The sequence below is a fragment of the Micromonospora desertarenae genome (genome assembly GCF_056150265.1).
In genome coordinates, this window is the sequence record NZ_JAXCFQ010000009.1 from 84,092 (window position 1) to 106,650 (window position 22,559).

Genomic DNA, 22,559 nt, shown 5'->3' on the forward strand with positions numbered 1-22,559 from the left:
CGTCTCCTTGAAGCAGGGCCGGGCAGAACGGGGAGGGCGGGCCGGCGCTGGTTACAGGTCGGCATAGATGGTGATGGGTTCCTCGACGTCGCGCAGCGACCGCGGCACCGGCGGGGTGAGCAGGTCCGGAAGCCGTTTGCCGGGCTCGGCCTGCATCGGCAGCCCGGCAAGCCGGTCGTCGACCCACGCCGCAACCGCGTTCCGGTGCAGCTGGTGGTACACGCTGCTCGGGTGGATCCCGAACCCGCGGGAGAGGTTGCCGATGAGCAGGGCGCGGTCGACGAACCCGGCCGTGACTGCGGCCGCGAAGGCGGTCGAGTCGGCGAGGGTCTTGCGGCGGGGGGCGCCGGTGAGCCAGTCGCGGTCGTGAACCTGCAGCAGCCACGCCATCAGCCCGCCGGACAGGACCCGGCGCAGCACCGGCAGTGACTCCCGGTTGACCGGGACCTTGTGCACCAGCCGGTCGAGGAACCGGATCCAGTCGGCGTAGTACCGGAACACCGACAGGTCCCGGTCTCGGGTCGGATTGATCACATTGACGACCAGGCCGGGCCAGCGGCGCCCGACCCGGGCGGACGCTTGGATGATCTCCGCGGCGGAGGTGGGGGTGCCCATCACCGTCATGACGCCGAGCCGGCCGACGTCGAAGCCGTGCCCGATCGCCTTGGTCGCGGCGATTATCGTGACCCGGTCGTCGGCGGCGGCCGGCGGGTTCGTCAGCCGGGCGACGGCGCGCCGGATCGCGGCCGGTTCGGCGTCGCCGTTGATGACGGCCAGGTTCGGCTGGCTGCCCAGCAGCGCCCGGACCTCCGGGTCGCGGGTGAAGCTGGTCAGGTCCTCGTTGCGCAGGCAGTACGCGATGAACACCTCGTACAGGTCGCGGCCGGCGGCGCGGGCCTCGTCGACCAGCAGAGGGTCGGTCGCGTCGAGGCCGGCTTCGGCGAGCACGGTGGCCGGGTCGGTGAGCAGTTCGGCGAGCCAGGCGGCGTGGGTGAGCGCGACCTCGCGGGTCGCGGTGACCATCGTGATCGACCGGGGCCGGACTCCGAGGTAGCGGCGCTGCGGCTCGTCGGCGGCTGTGGTGGACCAGAACGTCTCCCCGACGTCGGGCCCGTTGACCGGGAACCGGCGCGCGTCGCGGCGGTATAGGTGCTGCACCTGGTTCTTGTAGCCCTCGATGGTTGCGGTCGCGCCGACGATCTGCATAGGCGGGTTGCCGAGGTCCTCGCTGATGGCCTGCAGCAGCGTCTCGTACATGCCGTCGAGCGCGCCAAGGGATTCATCGAGCAGGTGTAGCTCGTCGGCGATCTCGAGCCGGACGTGCCCGAACCCGGCTGGGATCGGCTGCCGGCTCTGCTTGCATCCGAACACTGCGCACCACGTCGGGTTGCCGGTGTAGCCGTGCCGCGGGCAGCGGGAGTGCGCGCGACCGAGCAGTACCTGGAACTCGCGGGACTGGCCGAGCTGGGCGAGCTTGTCGACGGTGCCGACCAGCACCGCCGGTGCGTGCCGGTATATCTCGTCGTCGATGCCCCACACCGGCAGCACGCCGGTCATCCGGCAGGCGGCGTTGCGGCAGCGGTGCTGCATTGTCCAGGACAGCTCGTCGAAGGCGACCTCGAGCGGCTGCCGGCACAGCGGGCAGTCGGCGAGGATCCGGCACGTCTCGGCGGTTGTGGCGGAGTGCGGGTCCTGGCCGCGGTAGTACGGGTTGGTCGGGTCCGGCGCTTGCAGCCGGTTCGGGGTGTTGGTGCCGCCGACGAAGTACCCGATGCCGAACGGGTCACCGGCGGCGATGTGCGGGTGGTCGCGGCGTAGCAGCTCGGCGTGCAGCACCATCGCGGTGAACCGTTCGGTTTGCTGCAGCGCGAGCAGCCGCAGCGGGAACCGGGCCCACACCTGCGCGCCGGCGGTGACGCCGGTGAGCCGCCCGTAGAACAGGGTGGTGAGCATCAGGCCCAGGTACGCCTCGGACTTCCCGCCGCCGGTGGCGAACCAGACGATCTCGACGTCCGGGTGCCCGGTCGGGTCGACCATGCCGGGAAGGCAGCCAACCAGCCACGCGATCTGGAACGGGAACCACGCGTCGTAACTGCCGTTCGCGGCAGCCGCGACGGCCCGGTTCGCGAGCACGAACGCGTCCCGGACCTGCGGGTCGGTCCGCAGCAGCTTCAGCCCGGCGGCGACCCAGGCGACCTCGTCACGAGCGGCCTGGGCGTCGGCGTCGGCGTCGGCGCGGGCTGTGGTGTCCCACCCGCGGGCCGCGGCGCGGACGTCGAGCGCGGCCGTGCTCCATTCGCCCTCGGCCCAGGCGCGGTGCGCGTCGACGAGCGCGCTCACCGCTGCAACCGGGTCGGCGATCAGGGCCGTGAACGACGTGTCGAGGGTGGACAGGGTCCCGTCCGGGAGCGTGACTCGCCGGCGCGGGTGGACCCGAGTGGTGGCCTGCTCGGCGGCGTACAGAGTCGCCAGCCGGGTGCGGCCGCCGGTGCGGGTGACGTCGACGGGGCAGGCGTGCCCGAGCGCGGGGACGGTCCGGTCGTACCTGTAGGACTGCTGCACCTGTTCGAGCTGATATGGCACGAGCGGCGCGTCCGTGTCGCAGGTCAGCTGCACCTCGTACAGATGCGTGTTCAGGTAGCTCGCCTGGTAGGCGTGCGTGCCGTCGACGGTCTGCTGGTCCGGGGCCGGGGTGAGGTTGACGACCGCGGCGAGGATCTCGACGTACCCGTCGCCGGGGGTGATGTCGAGCTCGATGGCGGCGCGGAACTCCGGCGGCGGCACGTCGTCGGCGTCGAGGAGGTTCGCCGCGCAGTATCCGGCCCACGTGGTCGCATCCAGCATGTCGTCCGGGCGCGGCAGGCTGCCGCCGGGTGCGGGGGAAAGGCGTCGCGGCCGGTGCAGTTCCGAGCCGGCTGGCGGCCGGACCGCGGACCGCAGCGCGGCGGCGAGCTCGTCCTCTCCGGCCCGTACCGTGCCGGTGGTGCCGGCGGCAAGGGGCATGGTGACGGTGACGGGGTCGATCGCGACCTTCGTCCACACTGCAGCCAGCGGACGCCCGCGGCCGGCCGTCGGGGCCCCGGCCGACCCCGCCGCCGGGGCAGCGGCGCCGGCGGCCGGGTCGGAGGCGGCGGTTACCGCCGCCTTCTGCTCCTCCAGGGTCGGGTGCAGCGCGACGTACGCGGCCGCGGACACCGTGAACTCGAGCGTGACCGGCAGCGCCGGCACCCGGAACGTGAAGCCCTGCGCGGGCGGGACGAGCCGCTCCCCGTACGTGTAGCCGTTGGCGGCCTCGGCAATGAGCTTCGGAGTGCTGGCGAGCATGCCGAGCCACAGCCGCTGCTGCGCGGGCGGGTCGGGCAGCCGGGTCCCGGTCGGGATGAGCGTGCCGGTGGCGATGTCGATGACGCGGCGGGCGAGGCTGCCGAGCAGCGCGTCGTACCGCTGCGCCGCCGTCGCAGCAGGCACCGCGGCGGGTCCGGCAGCCGGAACCGGGGCGGGTACGGCGCCCGAGATCGGAGCGGGTGAGACCGTCAAGCTGGGCTCCTGCAGGTGGCGGCGCGCGGCGCCGGGCCGCGTCCGCCCACCCAGGGGCTCGCGCGGCGGTCATTGGTTGGGACGGGGACGGCCAGTGTGCAGTTGTCGGCCTGCGGCGCCGAGTGCGGCCGGGGCGGCCAGCGGCTGGCGCGGGGGCTAACCCGGACGGTACCCGCCACCACCCACATTGCGGAAGATCACCGCCGGACGGCGGGGTTCAGCGCTGCCAGTGCCGGGTCGGCGCGACAGCGTAGCCGCGCCGGGTGAGGTTGTCGGCAAAGTCCCGCTGCTTGCGTTCCACGCCGTGCACCAGCATTACCTCGCGCGGCGCGACCTCGTTGATGATCGCGGATAGGCCGCGTCGGTCGGCGTGCGCGGACAGCCCGAACTGCTCCACCCGCGCGTTCACCGCGACGTCGTCGGCGTCGAGGCGGAACGTGCGCGGCCCGCCGCGGCCCCCCGGGGTGCCGTTGCCGCCGTTGGACAGGTCGAGCAGTTCCGCGCCGGGGGAGTCCTCGTCCTGGTAGCCGGCGACCAGCAGCGCCGAGTTCGGGTCCGGCAGGATCTCCCGGGCCCACCGGACCGCGGGTCCTGCGGCGAGCATCCCGGACGTCGTCACGACCACTCCCTTGCGGAAGCTCTTGAGCAGGTAGGGCCGGTTGGTGTCGCGGACTTCCTGCACGCCGTCGCCGTAGATCCGTAGCGGCCGGTCGGTCCCGGCGGTCTCCTGCTCGTAGATCCAGGACACGTGCCGGGCCAGCCCGTCGATGAGGACCGGGACGTCCGGCAGCCGGTCGCGCAGGGTGAGCGCAACCTCCTGGGCCCGGCCGAGCGCGAACGCCGGGACGAGCACCCGTCCGCCGGCGGAGACGGTCTCGGCGACCATGTTGATGAACTTCTCCACCTCCAGGTCCCGGTTGGTGCCGCGCTGGCCGCAGTACGTCGACTCGATGACGAGCAGGTCCGAGCCGCGAGCCACGTCCGGCACGATCAGGCCGGGAACGGACAGCTGCGCGAGCGTGGACACGTCCCCGGTCACGGTGACCCGGCGGTCGCCGGCGGTGACGACGACGCCGGCCGCGCCGAGGATGTGCCCGGCCGGGAACAGCTCGATGGTGACGCCGTCGGCCACCTCGACGGTCCGGGCGAGCGCGATCGGCTCGAGGCGCCGCTGCGCGGCGAGGGCCTGCGTCCGCGTGTACGGCGGCTCGGCGGGCGGCTCGCCTGCCTCGACGTAGTCGCTGCGGGTCCGGTCGAACACCTTCACCGAGTCCTGCCACATCGTCGGCAGCAGCGCCGCGGTCTCCGCGGTGCAGAACACCGGCACGTTCGCGAACTGAGCCGTCAGCGCCGGCACGTACCCGGCGTGGTCGTTGTGCGCGTGCGTGATCACGATCGCGTCTAGGCGGCCGCCGCGGCGGACGACGTCGATGTGCGGCGGGCCGGCGTCGTCAATGCGCCGCTTGGGCCGCATCCCGGCGTCGACGAGGATCCGCACGTCGCCGGCGGAGACCAGCATGGCCGACCCGCCGATCTCGGTGCCGGCACCGAGCGGGGTCAACGCGATCTCCCGCGGCGTCGCCACCGCGGGCACCGGCGCGATCGGCGGGGTGAGCAGGGTGGCCAGCACGGCCCGGAACGCGGCTGGCGCCACACCGGCGGCGGCGAGCGCTGCGGCGAGCCGCGTGTCGGACGGGACCGCGGTGGCGTCGTTGGCGAGCTCACGTGTGCGCGGGTCGTCGGTGTCGCCGGTGCCGGACGGGGCGGCGGCCGCGGCGAGGACCGCAGCGGCGGCGAGCAGGTCGGTGGACCGGGCTGCGGCTGCTTCCCGCTCCAGGTTCAGCTCGGCCCGCAGCGCCTCGATGACGGTGCCGGCCTCCTCCAGGTCGCCCTGGGTGGCGGCTAGCTGCCGGGCCAAGTCGCGGGCCTCGGCCTGCGCGGTGTTGCGCTGGGCGCGGGCGACGTCGCGGGCCTCCTGCAGGTCGGCGATCTTGCGGGCGGTCCGCGCGTGCCGGCGCCGGTCCACCGGCGCCGCTCCGTCGGCGGGGCTGGCCTGCACGGGAGCAGGGGTGGCGCTGCCGACCCAGCTGCGGGCGAGGCGGCGCACTCCGGCAGAGTCGGTGAGCGTGTTTGCGGCCGACTCGGCCACGGCCGTGTCCCCGCTGAGTAGGGCCCGGACAGTCGGCTGCTGCAGCGTCGGCTCGTCGGCGTACCGGGCGGTGAGCTCCTCGCGCAACGGCCGGCGGCGGGCGATCAGCTGCAGCATGGCGCGCCGGTTGGCCTGCGCGAGCCGGTGCGGGTCGGTCCCGGCTAGCGCCGGCGCCTGGACGGCGTGCCGGGCCGCGTCGAGGACGAGCTGTTGGACGAGCTGCGGCAGGGTGCGGCTCACTCGGCGCTCCGGGTCGCTGTGGCCAGGATCGGCTCTATCCGGTACTCGCCCTTGCCGTCGCCGAGCAGCACGCCGAGCGCGCGCAGAACCTGCACGACGTCCCCGGTGCCAGTGTATCCGTTCGCGGCCAGCCTGGCGGCGGTGAGCTGTTCGCTGCCGGACTCGCCGGTCGCGGCGTGCAGCTCGAGGAACTCGGCGAACGTCTCCAGGTCGACGGCCTCGCCGGCCATCTGCCTCACCAGGAACTCCCACGCCTGCTGCAGCGACCCGTCTGCGGTCACGCCGGCGGCGACGACCAGGTCCCGGGCGTGGCTGCCCAGCCAGGTCCGCACGTCGTCGAGCGGGTCGCTGACCGTGCCGCTGTCCCGGCCGGCCAGGTGTTGCGCGAGCCGGTCCAGGAGCTTCGGCCAGCCGCCGGTCGTGGCCAGCAGCTCGGCCCGCGACGCGGCGTCTTGGAACGGCAGCGACTCCTGCGCGAACCACAGACGCAGATCGGTGTCGTCGTAGCGGCGCAGCTCGGTTAGGCCAGAGGACGTATCCGACTCCCGCGCCACGACCGGCCACGCGGCGGCCTGCGGGGGGCCGCTGACCAGCACAATCCCGAGGGTGCCGCCGATGTGCGCCGCAATCAGCTCCCGGGCCTGCCGCCACACCTCGAGCGCCGCGTCGGCGGTCGCGTCCTTCAGATCGACCAGGACGACGGCGTGGTGCCCAGCACTCTGGAGCGGCAAGCTGCGGCACTTGTTCTTCAGCCCGCCCGGCGTAGCCCGGGACAGGACCGCCTTCCGGTTGCCGGACGCAGCGTTCTCGTTCTCCTTCTCCAGCACCGCCAGGCACCGGTCCACGTCGAGCGCGGCCGAGCCGACCAGCATCCGGACCTGGCGGCGGGCGGCGAGCAGGTCGGCGATCTGCTGCGCGGTCAGCGGTGCCCGGGTCGGCCCGGCGCCGTACACCGGCCGCATCAGCGACCCGTCGAACGACTCCGGCGCCTCGAACGACTCAGCCCGCTCGAGGACCTCGTCGATCTCGTCGCGGTTGCCGAGCAGGTCGAGCACGTTCGGGGTCCGAAGCCGGTAGCCGCGCTCGGTTACCGACAGCACCCCGAGGTCGACGCACTCGTCGAGCAGGGCGCGGAACTCACTAGCGCGGATGTCCTCGGCGGCGAAGCCGGCTGGCCACCACTGCTCGCACTCGGCGCGTAGCTCGCCGGGGGACATCGCGGCGTCGACGCCGACTGCGTGTGCGTTCTGCGCGACGCTGTACGCGATCACCTTGTAATGCGGGTCGAGGTCGAGGGTCCAGTCGAACCGCTTGCGGAACTGGCGCCGCAGCGTCGGGTCGGCCCACACCTGCTCGACGTCGTCGGCGACGATGATCTGCGGCGGCGCGTCGCCGAGGACGGGCGCGCCCTGCAGGTTGCGCAGCAGCCGCGCGGCGAATAGCTGGATCAAAGCCGGCTGGTTGTTTGCCAGCGCCAGCACCCGGGCGGCCTGGTCGGTGTCGGCGAACCGGAACCCTAGTGCGTGCAGCGGCCGGGTGAGAAGGTCGTACGCTGCCTGGGGCGCGAGCGGCCCGACGCAGACCGGCTCGCCGAAGTGCGCGAGTGGGTGGTTGGCGAGCCGTTCAAACCGGGCGGTCTGGTGGAGGCCGGCGAAGACGACCTTGACCGCGCGGTGGGTGAGTTCCATCAGCGACTTGAACTGCACGACCTGGGGGAACATTCCGCTGACGGCGTTCGCGTCGGCGTCGAGGAACGAGTCGGACTCGTCCAGCAGGAGCAGCAGCTGCCGGCCCGGGCGGGCAGTCACCCAGTCGGCGACGTGCCCGGTGAGCGCGGCCGCAACGTCGCCGGCCGGGACGGTCTCGGGCACGATGCCCTTGTCCGCCAGCCGCGGCCACAGCGTCGTCCAGACCGCTTCAGCCGGGGCGGACTTGCCGATGTGGAAGATCGACTCGTAGATCGCGTGCCGGGTGGTGCCGTCGTCGAACTCGCGCTCGGCGGCGCGCAGTAGCGCGGATTTGCCCAGCTGCCGGCCGCCGTACACGACGCACGGACCCATCATGTCGACGACCTTGTCGCGTTCCTCGGCCCGGCCGTAGAACATCTCCTGCGGCACGTTGACGCCGGGCACGTCCGGGGTGAACGGGGACGAGAACGTGAACGGCAGCGTGACCGACATCGTCACGTCCCGACCGGGGGCCGGCTGGCAGGCGACGTAGGCGATCACCGCGTCGTCGATGACCGCGGTCGGCGGCAGCTTGCGGCCGCTGCGGAACTGGCGGGCCAGTTCGCGGCGGGCGGCGGCGTCCAGGGTGCCGAAGTACAGCAGGACGATCGACCGGTCGGTCGGTTCGCTGCGCAGCATCTCCACCAGCTCGGCCGGCGTCGGGGTCTTCCACACCGCGAGCAGTCGCAGCGTGTCCCCGGACGGGCTCATCGCCGTCCCGAAAGCCGGGATGAGCGCCTTGCCGGCGGTCGCGCGGACGCCGTGCAGGTCCAGCCACGAGCCCCGCCCGCCGCCCTGCCCGCGCTTGACCGGCGGGTTGGTCGACTTGTCAAAGATGAACCCGACCTGCTCGAGGACGGCCTTGACGCTGCCGATGCGGGCGTCGAACGAGCGGCTGACCGCGAGCCGGTTCCAGTGCTCGACCCGTTCGGCGACGGTCTTGCCACGGGTCACTTCGGCCAGGTTTAGGCCGGCGTCAGTGAGCAGCGCGGCCAGTGCCGGGTCGCTTGGGACCCGCCCGGCCGGCAGCGCCAGCTGCAGGTCGCGCAGCAGCGGGTGCGTGCCGTTGCTCAGCGCCGGGCGGGCGGCGAATACGTCGCAGAACGCGGGGAAGAATCGGCGCAGGTGGTCGACGTCGTCCCGCGGGCCGGGTAGTTGTCGGCCGGAGGCGAGCGTCTCGACGTACTCGGCGGCGGTGGTGAGGTCCCCGTCGTCGAGGCGACGCTGGATCCGGTCGGCGTCCTCGGGGTCCATGCCGGTCGTGTCGAGCGCGGCGCGGGCGGCGACGATGGTGCGCGCGACGGCGGCGGCCCGGTCGGCCTCGATGGCGGCGAGGTCGGCGAACATGACGTCGTAGTCGCGGCGGGTGCCGCGCGGCCCGGCCTGGTGGGCGCGGACCCGGGTGGACAGGTCGGTCCACTCCTGAACCGTGACGCGGCCGAAGAGCCGGTCGGAGTCAATCTGGGTGACCAGGGCCGTGATCGCGGTATCGAGTGCGGTCGTGGACGCGGCGACGGCCTGGTCCCGGGCGGTGGCGAGCTCGGCGGCCAGCGGCGGGTCGAGGGTGCGCACGTGCTCGATGAGCAGTTGCGTGCCGACGTGGTCGTGGCGGGCGGCCCGCTGCTCGTACGCGGCCCGCCACCCGGCCGCGCCGGTCAGAGCGGTCCGGTCGGCCGTGACGACGTCGTCCGTGGTGATCGGGCGGGTGGGCTCTCCGGCGCTGGTGAGCGGCAGGTCGGCGGCGCCGGAGAGCGGCCCGCCGAGGAGCCGGTCGGCCGCAACTTCCGGCCCGGCGGGGACGGCGGCGGTGCCAGCGAGCAGGTCGAGGGCGTCGGTCAGCAGCCGCAGCCCGGCCTCGTGAACGGCGTCGCGCGCCTTGACGCCGGTGTCGCCGCGGCGGCCGAGCTCGGCGATGGCCTGGTTGCGGACGGCGACGACCCGGGTACGCAGGTCGGTAATCGGGTCGCTCATCCACAACTCGGCGTCGGGGCCGGTGAGGTTCTCAACGGCAGTGATCCAGTTCGACAGCAGCTCGGTGACCTCCCCGGTCCAGGCGAGCAGCTTCTCCCGGGCGCGGGACTCGATCCGCTTGCTGCGCTTGCCGGAGCTGCGGGGCGTGTCGCGGTCGATGGTCGCTTCCAGGGTGGCGCGTGAGCGGAGTTCGGCGACCCGGTCGCGGACGAGCGCGACCGCGTCGGGGGCCGTCTGCCCGGCGGCGACGATGCTCAACGGTCGGCCGAGGTAGCCGTCGGGGGCCCTCCACGTCTGCCACAGGTCGGTTGCAGGGGCGTAGCGGATGGTGCGGGACGTGGCGAGCAGTTCCTCGGCGCTGGTGGTCAAGGTCTGCAGGACCTGGTCTGCTTCGGCGGCTTCGGCGACGGCGTCGACGCTGCGCGGAGTGAGGTAGACGCCGCTGTAGATCGCGGTGAGCAACGCTTCGTGGAGCTCTTCGACCGCCTTGCCGTAGCGAGGGATGCTGGTCGCGATGTCGCGGAGGGGACCGGCGGCACCGGCCGACGGGGACAGCAGCCCGGCGCGGACGGCGGCGCCGTAGATCAGCATCTGAGTGGCGGGCATGTCGCGGACGGAGTCGGCGTCGAGGTCGGTGACGGCGGCGGCGAAGGCGGCCGCGTTTGAGCCGGTGGAGGTCTTGATCGCGGCGGCGTGCGCGGCGAGCCGGTTCGCGGTGCGGAGCGAGGCCGGGGCGCCTTCGGCGGTGGTTAGCCAGTACGCGAGCGCGTACTGGTCGTGGTTGAGCAGGTCGGCGTAGATCGTGCACGCGTCGCTGTTGTCCGGTGCATCGGCGGCCAACGGCTCAGCGGTCGACAGCTCGGGCTCGGTGATCTCCTCTGGCCGGGCGTGGCGGGGCTGGGGGGTGGTGGGCGGCGGCGGGACGGTGAGGTTGAGCCCGGCGAGGATGTCCTCGAGGTCCGGCTCCGAATGGGTGCTGGCCTCGGCGCCCTCCTCCGTGGCCGTTCCCTGCGGGCTCGGCTCGTCCGTGCTGGCGAGGTTGGCGGCCGGGGAAGGGGTCTCGGCGTGCTCGGCCGAGCTGGTGGCCTGCTCGTCGGTGGCGGAGGCAGCCAGTTGGGTAGCGCGTTGCTCGTCCGTCACGCTAGCGGTGCCCGCTACGTCTGCGGCGGCGGGAGGCGTTTCTGCAGCGGGCTCAGCCGGGCCGGACACGTCCGCGGCCTCGGTTCCAGCGGGTTCCCCGCTGGCGCGTTCGGCGACGGCCGGGGTGTAGGTGAGGGTGCCGGCGGTGGTGGCGAACATGAGCAGCGGGATCGCGGCCGGCACCGCCGAGCTGACGAGCCTGCCGAGCCCGACGGCGCGCGCCGGATCACGGCCGCCCAGCTCAACGATCTCCAGCAGCGCATCGAGGCCCGCGACGGTCTCCGCCGCAGTCGTGTCGTCGACGCTGCCGGCCAGCTCCGCCACCTGCGCGACGGCCGCGGCGACGTACTCCGGCGCGCGCAGCGTCGCGAGCTGCCGGACCCGGTCCAGCCGGGCGGTCGCCTGGTCCGCTTCCTGCGCGGCGGCCAACGCATCCTCGACCGCATGCCGGGCGTCTGCGAGCGTCTCTGGCCGCGCATTTCCCGTCAGCCGCGCGACCGCCTCGAACACCGAGGTGAGTTGGCGGGTGTAGGTCGTGACCGCGACGACGTAGGCTTCCGCCGGGAGTCGTCCGGCAGCCGCAGTGGCGGCGAGGGCGGGAGCCACCTCGTCCTCCACGTGGCTGCGGAGCTGCTCGAGGTCGTCGAGCTCGCGCTGCAACGACGGCATGTCTCGCTCGGTCGGCTCGGCCGCGACGCCGCTTTCGACAGCCGGCGCGCCAACCGCTGCCGGAGGGGAGCCGCCGGGCGCATCGGTCGCGGCTGGGGGTGCCGCTGCGGGCTCCTCGAGGCCGGCGGGCTCGTCGACGTCGTCGAACTCGTCGCTGTGCAGCACAGCGTCGGCGTCGATGATGACCTCGACCAGATCCTCGAACCGCATCGGTTTCTCCGGCATGTCCGGCGTCCGGGCCCGCACGCTGTCCCATACGTCGGCCAGCACCTGCCGCTGCGCATCCGACCACTCCTCGGGCGGGTCGGCGACCAGCCAGGCCAGCGCCGCGACGTCGGCCGAGTGCCCCATGCACACCATCGACGCCCAGGCCGCAACCCGCGCTGTCCGCGTGGTGCCGAATTCCTCGGCGTCGAGCAGGGACCGGTAGATCGGCTCGTCACCCAGGCCGTTCATGCCGTCGATGTCGCCAGCCAGCAGGGCGGCCAGCTCGGCGAGTTCTAGCTTGGAGGCGGCGTGAGTGGACAGGACTCCATAGTGCAGGCAGTCGTGCAGGATCAACGCACTCCGCTTCTCGTCCGAGCGGACCAGCGTCGTGCGCACCGCGCGGGCGAGCGCCGCGATCGGAGAGTTGGGGCGCATCTTGGTCTGCCGCCGCACCCACGAGGCCTCGCCGCCGCTCAGCCGCGGCAGCTCGCTCATCAAGTCGGCCTGGGTGAGGTGCCCGGCCGCGGCGCGGCAGATCTTGGCGCGGCGCAGCGTCTCGCTCTCCTGCTCAGTGAGAGCGGAGCCAGCGGTGTGCGATTTCCCGTCCTGGCCGCTGCTCTCGGCACCCTCGACGGCGGCAGCCGCCATGCCCGGGGTGTCGCCGGTGTCGTGGTCCGCGCTGTGTTCGCTGCTGCGCACTGCCCGCGTCCTCCCCTGGTGGCTTGCCGCCGCCCGCGGAGCTGCCGTCGTGGCAGCCTGCGGCGATGTTCGGGTCACTGTACGACCAAAGTACGACCGACAAGAAAGATGATCTCGAGATGGCTGATCGGCCCCAATCGGGGCAGGTCTATCGTTCTGGCTCATGGCAGCTGCCGAGACCCGCGGGTTGAGCGACTGCGTCCTGTCCGGACTCCTCATGCGCGGAAGGGGTGGCAGCCGGCCGCTGCCGTTCGCACCGACCGTCCTGGATGCCGAACTGCTGCGAGCGGCGGATGGCGCGATGACCGCCCGCATTCCGCTGGCAGTCGTGGTGCCGGCATCCGTCACCGCGGCGCCGGTGGTGCTGGCCGCGTCCGCGGCCGTCGCGGCCGCGCTACACCGTGGCAGGCTGAACCCGCAGATCGGAGTCGCGTCTGTTCGGCTGGCCGACCGGGACCTGTACGACGAGCTGGCGTTCCGGATGCAGCGTCTGGTCGACTTCGTGCCGCGCGCAGTGGTGACCGCGGCAGGGCAGCCGCAAGTGATCGGCCGGTCGAAGCTCGACGCGGGCGGCCGGGTGTACCTGACCGGGCGGGTGGCGCGGCTGCTCCCGCTGCTCGAACGGCTCGAGGGCGTCATCGTCGCGGCCGGCGCCGCCACGGCCGACGAGCTCGCCGCGGTGCTACAGCAGACCGGGCGTCGGATCCCGGCTGTCTACCTGACCGGCGATCCGTACGACGCCGGCCTGGACGTCGTCCGCAGCGCCGGAGGCGTGGTGTGGGCGTGGGACGCCGCCTGCCTGCCGGCGCTCGCCGGCCCGGCCGCGACGCCCCGCACGGCCGACGCCGGGGCGGTGTTCGCCGCGGCGCAGCAGCTGCAGGCCACCGGCGCCGCCGTGGTCGACATCGTCGTGCCGCAGCCGGGCACGGTGCTGGACCCGGCCCTCGACACGTTGTGGGAGGCGGCAAGCCAGCTAGCAGGTACCGCGACTGCTGACCCCGTCGGGCTGCGATGGGCGTGGCAGGCGTTCCACGTGGTCGCGTCCGTCCCGGTTCGCCCGGACGTGTACGACCGGTTCCCCGGCGCGAACCCGTACCGGATGCGGCTTGGAACGCTGGTCGAGATCGCCCGCGGCTACGCCGAGCACGCGGCTGGCTCGAGCCGGGACGCGTGGCTGCGGTTCGCGGACGCGCTCACCGACGCACTCCGCGCAGCGACTGAGCAGCCACGGACCGGCCAGCTCATCGACTGGGTCACGGCCCGGGTCGAGGCAGGGGAGCGGGCGATCCTGCTGGTGCGCGGCGCGTCTGCAGCCGCCACGGTGACGGCCGCGCTCACGGAGTCGCCACGGACCCCGCTCGGATGGGAGCAGACGGTCGCGGTGCGGACGGTGACCGCCGCCGCGCGTGGCATGGTGGAGCCGGACGTGTTGCTGGTCGTCGTCGGGACGCTGCCGCGCAGCCGGTCCGGGCTGCTGGCGTTGCCGCCCGCGCCGGCCGTGCTGCAGTTGACGTGCGGGCCGCTGGAAGGACGCCGTGCGGTGCGGCAGGCGGTCGCGGCCCGGGCGCGGACGGCGCACCTGCGGACGGAGGCCGTCACCGTGTCGGCCGCGGCGCTAGGCGTGACTCCGGGCTGCGGGCCGGTCGAGACCGACCCGGCTGCCGCGGTCCGGGTCGTTGACGGAGGCGTCCTGCGGCCCGTCGACGCGAACGAGTTGTCCAGCGCGGAAAACACCGCGTGGGACCCGTTCGCCGTCGACGTGACCGGGGTGCTGCGTGCGGTGATGGCCGCCGCCGAGGAAGATCCGGACACCCTGCCCGTCTGCGAGCAAACCAGCGCCGACAGCGACGTGCCGGCGATCGCGGTGCACCTGGACGACCCGAACGGTCCCCGGGTGCTGTGGCTGCCGGCGAACGAGCTCGTGACCCGCCGCCGCGGCCCAACCCTGTCCCGGGTCGCAGCGAAGGCGCTGCAGAGCGGCGACGTGCTGCTGCTCGTCGACAGGGCCGCCCGCACCTACCTGCGGGTGGCGTTGACGGAGAAGCTGTCCGAGCGAACCGAGTACGCGGCACTGCGCATGCTGGTCGACTTCTGGCACGCCCGCGCTGCGGCGGCCCGCGACCGCGGCCTGACGCAACAGCAGATCCTGGACCGGATGACCGGCACGACGGTCACGACCGCCGGCGCGGTCGGGCACTGGATGCGCGGCACTGTCGACGGCCCCGCCGACAGCGCCGACGTGGCCCGCTTCGCCCGCGCCGTCAACGACGACGCGCTGCTGGCTGAGGCCGAACGGGTCGCGTGGGCGCTGCGGACCCTGCACATCGTGCACCGCAAGCTCGGCGCGTGGCTGGCTGGGCAGGTGGAGACGGCCGCCAGCCGGGCGAAGGACAACGTGGTCGATGCCGACCTTGGCGTGCACGTCGCCGACCTGCTCGATGCGATTACCGAGCACCCGGTGGCGGACGTCGACCCGGCCGAACAACTGGTCCCAGCGCACCTCGTCGGCGTGCTTGCTTCTGCTTGATCAATCGGCGGATTTGCAGGTTGACACCCGCCGATGCGAATCGCTAAACCTCGATCCGTGGACCGGCTCGACACGTCGCCTGACCCAGCCGACGTGAGTCCGTGGAGAGCCGGATGCAGCGAGAGCTGCACGTCCGGTTCGGGAGGGCGGGCCGAAGAAACGGACCGGACGAAAGCCCGGCACCGCGCTTCGGCCCGACCCACTGGGGGCGGTTGGCGCGTCGCGATGTGTGGTTGACGCGTGAGGTTCGGTGGCACGTGGTCGCGCGGGCTGGTGACTCGGAGACGGGCCAGGTCCTGCGGTGGGCATTTGACAGCGAGGTGGAAGCTCGGGCGATGGTTCGGCGACTTCTTGCGAGCGGCGGTGGTCAGTGGCGTGAGCAGACCAGTGATGCGGCCACAGCCCTTCCGCCTCAGGATTAACTTCCGCGGATGACCCTGCCCTACAGGACATGGGGATGCCGGCGCTCGGGGGAGCGGAGGTGGGGTTTGCCGCTGGCGCGGACCTGGTGGCGACTGCGACCAGCCGGCGGACCAGCTGTGATCGGATCGTCGCAGCGGCGACATGCGACAGGCTTCCTGTTCAGGTGGCAGGGCTGCGGGGTGTCGGACTGGCTCCGTCAGATGGCGATGTCCTGTTGGCGGGACGTCGTCGTGGGGCGGGTCGTGTTGAGGGGCCACGCGTCGTTGCCGGGGTCCGGGTCGCGGCGCATCGGGTGGATGGTTGGTCCGTCCGGGAGGGTGATCGTCGGGCGTGTGGTGTAGCCGTGGCGGGCATACAGGTCTTGGGCTGCGGTGGTGGTATCGGCCCAGGAGGGTAGATCGACGCGGTCGATGCGGCTGCGGTGGTGGGCGAGCATCGCGGTCCCCCGCCCGGTTCGCTGCGCCTCGGGCTGAACGGCGAGGAATGCCAGGTGGTAGTGGGGTTCGGTCGGTCGCCGCAGGGACAGCGTCTGGTCGAGGATGTCGAAGCGGCCGGCGTGTGGACCGGCGGCGTCCGCCAGTCGGATCCCGTAGTTGGCGGGTGGGGGTATGGGCCGGTAGCGGTGAAAGCCGACGGTGGCGGCGGTGAGGTCGTCGGTGAGGTAGATGTCGCCGAAGAACATGGCGTGCTCCACCCAGATGGCGAGGACGTCGGCGAGGATGCGGCGCCGTTGTGCCGGGTCGGGTACGAGCCAGGCGGCGAGCGGGCTGGGCTGTAGGGCGTCGGCGATGAGGGCGGCGACGGGGTCCTTGTCGGCCCAGCGGGCAGCGCGGATGCGGGGGACGGTGTCCATGGGGGAGTGCTCCTGTGAGGGTGGGGTCAGCGGTAGGCGGCGGTGGCGAGGTCGCCGAGGGCGGCGTCGACGGTGGCGGTGATGTCGCGTACCGGGCGGTGGTGCTGGTCGGCGATGGTCTGCAGGTGCGCGGTGAGGGCGGTGGTGTCGTCGTCGAGGTAGAGGTACGGGGTGAGCCCGAGGACGGCGACGAGGCCGGCGAGGGCGGCGGTGTGGTTGTCGGGTTGCTCGCGTCTGGCGGCGAGGTAGCGCAGTCGGGCTCGGGCGACGATGGCCCATTTCGTGTCGGTGGCGAGGTAGGTGTCGGCGCGGACGAGGCCGCCGAGGCGTCGGCGGGTGGTGTGGCGCAGGATTCCGGCGGCGACGAGGCCGGCGCGGGTGCGTTCGTATAGGTCGTGGGCGAAGCCGCGGAGCCACACCTTCAGTGGCGGTGCCGTGTGGGCGTAGCGGATGGAGGCGAGTGCGGTGTCGGCGATCAGGTCGCCGACCGGACGGTCGATGTGCAGGCGGAGCCGCTGGTCGCCGGTGGGGTGGGCTGGGTCGATGTGGTCGAGGTCGACTCGTCCGGCGAGGAACAGGTCGATCAGGACGGCGCCGGCCAGGCCGAGTGAGAGGGCGTCGCGGTGCAGGTGGGGGTGGCCGGTGTCGTCGTCGTGGCCGAGCAGGAACAGCTCATCCCGCAGGGGTAGGCGGGGAACCGACGCCGTCACGCTCCGCCCCCGACTGCTGCCGCGGCCACGAGTCGCCGCAGCCTGTCGTGCGCCCCGCCGTACGGTTCGGATGCAGACGGGAGCAGGGTCTTGGTGACGGCGGCCAGGATCGTGTAGTTGGGGTCGCACACGTTGCCGATCGGCGCCCGTCCGGCCTGCGACACGAGTTGGTAGGCATCCAACGTGTCCAGGCCGGTGAGGGCGGTGGTCCAGGCGACCAGGTCGTGGTGGGCGATGCGGTAGGCGTCTTCGAGAGGGCGGGCCGCGCCGACGGAGATGATCTCGTTGTCGGTTTCCAGCCGCGGCCACGGCGTGGCCACGCCTTTGATCACGTCGACGATGAGGGTGGTGGTGGTCGCGATTTCGACGGCGACGCCGCTGGCTTCTCCCTCGCCTTGGCGGGCGTGTCCGTCGCCGAGGGCGAGCATCGCCCCGTGCATGGCCACACCCAGGTAGAGGGTGGTGCCGGCCCGTAGTTCGGGGGTGTCGAGGTTCCCGCCGTGGGTGTCGGGGACGATGGCGGAGCGGGCTTCGAATCCGCCCGGGGCGACGCCGATCGTGCCGATCATCGGGTCCAGCGGCAGGTCAACGGTGTGGTCGCTGGCGGTGGCCTGGTACCGCACGACGCCTGCGGGTCGGTCGATCTCGTACACCCACACCCGCTCCTCTAGCGGTGGTTGAAGGGTGGGGGTGTGTGCGGTGGAGGTGAGGGCGCCGAAGTGCGGGAAGGTCGCAGACACACCCCAGTCCCGGGCCGGCGTGATGGAGACGACGTGGATGGCGAGGGTGTCACCAGGCTCGGCGTCCTCGACGAAGAACGGCCCCGACACCGGATTGAGGTAGGGCATGCGGCACACCCGGGACGGCAGGTCTGCCGGCCCGCGGATGAGGCCGCCGAAGCAGTCCTCCGTGACCACCTCCAGCAGGTCACCGGAGCGCAGGTGCGCGACGGGCATGCGGCCGCCGAAGGTGTAGGCGAACTCGTCCCGCACCGGCCGGTACACGATCCTGTCCATGCCGCTCACACCCGCTCCACGTCACGCCGCGACTGCCGCAGCACAGGCGCCAGACCCGATAGCGCCGGCCGGCGGCCGGTCGCGTAGAGGCCGGCGAGGACCAGCACCCCGAGGGCCAGCCAGGCCAGGCCGAGGCGTTGCGCGGCGATGTTGGCGTTGACCACGACGTAGGCCAGGATCGCGAACCCGACCCCGGGTATCACCAGATGCGCCCACAGGTTCCGGCTGCGGCCGCGGATCAGATGGTGGACCACCACTGAGATGTGCAGGACGAGGAAGGCGACCATCGCCCCGAAGTTGATCAGCGACGACAGCAGTGTGATCCCGTCCGCCCGCGTGGCCATGTACAGGCCGAGTGCGAGGGACACCGCGCCGGTGAGCAGCGTCGCGTTGATCGGCACGCTCCGCCGCAGCGACACCTTCGACAGGAAGCGGGGGAGTTGCCGGTCCCGGGCCATCGCATACAGCAGCCGGGACGTGGCGACCTGCGCGACCATCGAGTTCGGCAACCCCCACGCCACCGCCGTCGCCACCGCGCACACCGTCGCCAACCAGCTCCCACCGGCCACCGCCGCCGCGTCGTAGAACGCCGTCCCGCCCGGATCGCCGGCGGCCTGCAGTCCCGCCGGGTCGGGGACGAGCATGGCGGCCAGCCACGTCTGCGCGATGAACAGCACCCCCGCCAAGACCAGGACGGCGGCCATCGCCCGGCCGATCTGCCGCGACCCGTCCCGGGTCTCCTCGGCCAGCATGCTGATGCCATCGAAGCCGAGGAACGACAGCACCGCGATCGACACCGCCCCCGCAACCAGAGACCAGGTGAACGTGTCCGGGTTGTAGAACGCATCCCAGCTGAACCGGCCCTTGCCCACCGCCAGCGCCCAACCCGCGACCGCGAGGAAGATCGCCAAGACGATCAGCTCACCGACCAGCATGACCCGGGTGACGACCGCGGTCATCCGGATACCAACCGAGTTGACGACCGTGTTCACGACGACGAACCCGAGCAGCCACACCCACACCGGCACCGCCGGCACGCTCGCGTGCATCGCCACCGACGCCACCAGATACAAGAGCCCCGGCACGAGCACGTAATCGAGCAGGATCACCCAACCCGCCAGGAAACCCACCGGCGGGCTGATACCGCGCCCGGCGTAGTTGTAGACGCTGCCCGACATCGGGAACGCCTTCACCATCTGCGCGTAAGAAAAGGCCGTGAACACCAGCGCCACCACACCGATCGCGTACGCCAGGGCTACCATCCCGCCAGAGCCGGCGTAGACACTGCCGAAGATCGCCATCGGCGCGATCGGCACCATGTACACGAGGCCATAGGCCAGCAGGTCCCGCAATCGCAGCTGCCGGTTCAACTCCTGCCGATAGCCGTAGCGGGACAGCTCATCCTGCTCATACATCTCGCGTGCCTTCTTCAGTGTTGAGGGGAAAGTTAGTTGTGAGTCCACTTCCGGTCCGGATGCCTCACTGCCGTGTGCGAGGCCGCCGCTCCCTAGGGGACCGCGGCGGAACCTGCACCCGGTTCATGAGCCGGACCACTCCCGCAGGAACTCCGCCGAAGCAGCGGTTTCCTGGAGTGCGTACTGCACTGCGGGACAACGCCGCCGCCACCGCAGTTGGTTTTTCACCGTCTCCACACCGTCGTAAGGACTGGTGCAACCCAGGCTGCGTGCAGTGGCTAACGCCAATTCACGATCGCGTACGGCTCGTAGAGGTGGGAATGCCGACTTGCGGTCCGACCTCATGCTCCTTCTGCGGTCCGAAACCGTCTGACCTGGTGCTAAGGCAGCTGGGGGCAGCAGGAGGGAGATCGCCGATGCGGATAGCGGTGTCGCCACAACTCGGGCGGGGAGGCTACCGGCGACCGGCCCGAGTCCGGGTGTTCGGACGCGGCTGGCGCGATCAGGAAATCCGCCGGCTGCGCGCCAGCCCTCGCTTGGGGCGAGGAACAACTGCCTCGGGTCCTCGGCTTCTCCCGTCAGCAGTTCAGTGCGCTAGACACGGGCATCGGCCTAGCCATCGACCTGGTGGACGGGATTTGTCACTACCTGCAAGTCGGACGTTAAAAGGCGCGAGGCGATCATCACCGCCGCCGGCGGCTGGAGGGTGGGAGCCGGAGGCCGAGGAGTTGGGCCACCGGCAGGTCCGCTACGCCGACTCGGAAAGCGCGCCACTGGCCGCCACCATCACCCGAGGTGCTGGATCATCTAGCGTGCCGCGCTGCGCTTCCTCGATCTACCGCTACCGTAATGCCAACGCGGCTGTGGCCGTCGCAGTGGACACCCTTACCAGTGATCCGTAATCGCCACTTCCGGCGGTATCGAGGCTTTGATTCCCGCTGGCGTCAAGCGAGTCGCGGACATTCTGCTAAGGTTGCATAGGTCGTTGAAGGCGGACCACTGACGCCTCGGGTCTAGTGGACACGTGGATTAGCGCGAAATCAGCTGCCGTTACTTCTTTGGTCACCGCCGCGAGCGCACTTCGTGGATCGGCGTTCTCGACTGCGACGATGATCTCATCGACGAAGTCGAAGTTGCCGTGAAGAAGCTCGATATGACTGCCTCCAGCAACCAGGACGCTTCGGGTGCCTCCCGCATAGCTGGTGGAGAGCCATTCCCGCAGGTCCCCGTTGGCGGCGTGGTCCCGCAGCGTGAAGTGCTCAGGGGCATGGCCGCCGGGGACACCTTCCTGGGTGCCGTTGTCCGCGAGCACAAGATCCGTCCTGTGCCGCAGGTCGGCCACGAGTTGCTCATCGAGTTTTTCTTTGCTTGCCCCGCCGAGGGTGTAGGCCCACGTTAGGTACGGCCTGCGCCGCCGCGTCGCCGTGAGCCAGGGTCTGAGGACGGTGAGCGTTTCGTCGGGCAGCACGTCGGTTTCGACGTCAATACCGGCGGCGGAGAGTACCGCGGCGCCTCCGTCGCCTCGGGACGTGGGGTCGATAACGCTGATGACGACTCGGGCTATGCCGGCGTCGATGAGTTCTTGGCGGCAGGCCGGGGTGACGCCGATGTGATTGCAGGGTTCGAGCGTGACGACGGCGGTGCCGCCTCGGGCTGCGGCGCCAGCTGCGCTCAGAGCGTTCACCTCGGCGTGTGCTTCCCCTTTTCGCCGGTGGTAGCCGACACCGACAGCTACACCGTGGCGATCGAGGATGACGCAGCCGACGGGCGGGTTGGGGCTCGTGGTGCCCAGGCCGAACGCTGACACAGTAATTGCCTGTCGCATCGCGGTCAGTTCGTCGTCGGATGCCATCAGTTGGCCTCCTTGAGATCGTCGAGGAAGGCGCGGACGTCCGGGAGTTGCTGGTATCCGCTCATCACAGCGCCGAGCCGCGTGAGTTGGTGCAGGATATGTCGTGACCCGGCCCGGCGCGCGATCGGCAGTGCTTGGTGCGCCGTCGCCGCAGCCACGTCGGGTTGGCTCGCCGCCGCGTGAGCGGCGGCCTTGTTCAGCAGGGCAGAGGCGAAGTCCTGGCGATGCCGCGACGGGATCTTGGGGAGAGCCTCGTCCAGCACGGTGATTGCCTCCTCTGGTCGCTGCGCCAGCCGAAGGCATGCCCCGCGGTGTACCTCGATGTAGCCGCTGGTGCAGTAGGAAGCGTGCTCGCCCTCTGGCTTTCCTGGGTGGCGGTCCGCTGCCCAGCGATGCGCGTCGTCCAGCAGGCGCAGCGCCGCGTGGTGCTCGCCCGTGGCGGCGAGAGCGTGGGCATGCTGGACGCGCAACGCGGCCCGCATCGGTCCGGGCAGCTTCTGGTCGTAGAGCAACGCCGCTTCGGCCTGCTCGACGGCCTGGGCGGGGTATCCGCTCGTCAACCACTGCTGGCTGCTGCGGTAGGTGGCCCAGGCGGTCATGGTCGAGTCACCAATCTGAGCCGCCCAAACGAGTGCCTGTCGTGTCCAGTCGTGGCCCACGGAGTGGGCGTTGAGGGACTGGTTTAGCCAGGCCGCGGATTCGGCGTACTGGGCGGCGAGGCGGACGAGGGAGGGGCGGAGCGCTTCGGGCACCTCCCGCAGAAGGCCGTCAATCGCCGTGAGTTGCCTGGCGACGCCCATCAGGGCGTACTCGGGGCCGAACATCTTGTCGTTTTGTACCAGGAGATGCCACTGTTCGCGCAGCATGTGGATGGTCTCGTCCCAGCTTCCTGGCCGGGGCGCGGCCGCTTCATCGGCGGCGTACTTTCCATCCGTACGTCGAGGGCTGTAGAGGTCGAGATCCGAATCGGTGACGGCACCGAGTACGTGGCGCAGTGCCGCCCGGCGTGCTTCGCTGGGCCACCGATGCTCGCCGCGCTCCAGCTTGCCAACCCACCGGAAGTCGACGTAGTGGGCAGTGACGTCACGGCCTCCGTAGATTCGGTCGAGCGCAGCGTTGACCGCATCGGCCAGCTCGCTGCGGGACATGCGCTGACCAGGGCGCACAGGTGACGGCAAGCGCCGCCTCGCTCCACTGAGCACAGTGTTCGGCCTAATCATCGCGTCCGGATGGCGAGGCACCGCTCTCTCCCCTCGGCCCACATGCCGGCCATGCCGACTATGCCACCGGCTGTCTAGATCATCCACCTCCCATGCGTTCACGTCAGGAAGCGACACGGGGTGGCAGCAAGGTCGGACCGCAGGTCGGTATTCCTCACCGCTCACGATGAGTGATCGTGTGAGACGTTATCGGTAAGGCCCCAC

11 protein-coding genes are annotated in these 22,559 nt (G+C 71.6%); 2 read left to right on the forward strand and 9 right to left on the reverse strand.

Annotated features, from left to right (window positions below; genetic code table 11):
• Positions 1 to 51: 51 nt before the first annotated feature.
• The 3 genes from SM577_RS19575 to SM577_RS19585 form a co-directional block, all read right to left on the reverse strand.
• Positions 52 to 3,468, reverse strand: a complete 3,417-nt coding sequence (locus tag SM577_RS19575; RefSeq protein WP_474587629.1) for a hypothetical protein — start codon at positions 3,466 to 3,468, stop codon at positions 52 to 54.
• Between the two features lie 286 nt (positions 3,469 to 3,754).
• Positions 3,755 to 5,926: an MBL fold metallo-hydrolase gene (locus SM577_RS19580; RefSeq protein WP_474587630.1), complete on the reverse strand. Its 2,172-nt coding sequence runs from the start codon at positions 5,924 to 5,926 to the stop codon at positions 3,755 to 3,757.
• Entirely contained in the window at positions 5,923 to 12,339 is a 6,417-nt protein-coding gene (locus SM577_RS19585; RefSeq protein WP_474587631.1) for a hypothetical protein, read from the reverse strand. Before SM577_RS19585 ends, SM577_RS19580 begins: the two co-directional genes overlap by 4 nt.
• Positions 12,340 to 12,502: 163 nt before the next feature.
• Here SM577_RS19585 and SM577_RS19590 point away from each other — a divergent pair, with 163 nt between their 5' ends.
• Both SM577_RS19590 and SM577_RS19595 read left to right on the forward strand, forming a co-directional pair.
• The gene (locus tag SM577_RS19590; protein ID WP_474587632.1) at positions 12,503 to 14,866 is read left to right on the forward strand and encodes a DISARM anti-phage system protein DrmE domain-containing protein; all 2,364 of its coding nucleotides are present in this window, start codon (positions 12,503 to 12,505) and stop codon (positions 14,864 to 14,866) included.
• 212 nt (positions 14,867 to 15,078) lie between these two features.
• Entirely contained in the window at positions 15,079 to 15,288 is a 210-nt protein-coding gene (locus tag SM577_RS19595) for a hypothetical protein (RefSeq protein WP_474587738.1), read from the forward strand.
• Between the two features lie 197 nt (positions 15,289 to 15,485).
• Here SM577_RS19595 and SM577_RS19600 read toward each other — a convergent pair whose 3' ends face one another.
• The 6 genes from SM577_RS19600 to SM577_RS19625 all read right to left on the reverse strand — a co-directional run bounded on the left by SM577_RS19600 (position 15,486) and on the right by SM577_RS19625 (position 22,283).
• Entirely contained in the window at positions 15,486 to 16,142 is a 657-nt protein-coding gene (locus SM577_RS19600) for a GNAT family N-acetyltransferase (RefSeq protein WP_474587633.1), read from the reverse strand.
• A 26-nt stretch (positions 16,143 to 16,168) separates the two neighbouring features.
• Positions 16,169 to 16,852: a GOLPH3/VPS74 family protein gene (locus SM577_RS19605; RefSeq protein ID WP_474587634.1), complete on the reverse strand. Its 684-nt coding sequence runs from the start codon at positions 16,850 to 16,852 to the stop codon at positions 16,169 to 16,171.
• Complete coding sequence (locus SM577_RS19610) at positions 16,849 to 17,868, reverse strand: acetamidase/formamidase family protein (RefSeq protein ID WP_474587739.1); 1,020 nt, start codon at positions 17,866 to 17,868, stop codon at positions 16,849 to 16,851. The genes SM577_RS19605 and SM577_RS19610 overlap by 4 nt, the downstream gene beginning before the upstream one ends.
• 5 nt (positions 17,869 to 17,873) lie before the next feature.
• The gene (locus tag SM577_RS19615) at positions 17,874 to 19,283 is read right to left on the reverse strand and encodes an APC family permease (protein ID WP_474587635.1); all 1,410 of its coding nucleotides are present in this window, start codon (positions 19,281 to 19,283) and stop codon (positions 17,874 to 17,876) included.
• A gap of 967 nt (positions 19,284 to 20,250) precedes the next feature.
• Positions 20,251 to 21,135 (reverse strand): bifunctional diaminohydroxyphosphoribosylaminopyrimidine deaminase/5-amino-6-(5-phosphoribosylamino)uracil reductase RibD, encoded by an 885-nt coding sequence (ribD, locus tag SM577_RS19620; RefSeq protein ID WP_474587636.1) that lies wholly within the window; start codon positions 21,133 to 21,135, stop codon positions 20,251 to 20,253.
• Complete coding sequence (locus tag SM577_RS19625; RefSeq protein ID WP_474587637.1) at positions 21,135 to 22,283, reverse strand: hypothetical protein; 1,149 nt, start codon at positions 22,281 to 22,283, stop codon at positions 21,135 to 21,137. Before SM577_RS19625 ends, ribD begins: the two co-directional genes overlap by 1 nt.
• Between the last annotated feature and the right edge of the window lie 276 nt (positions 22,284 to 22,559).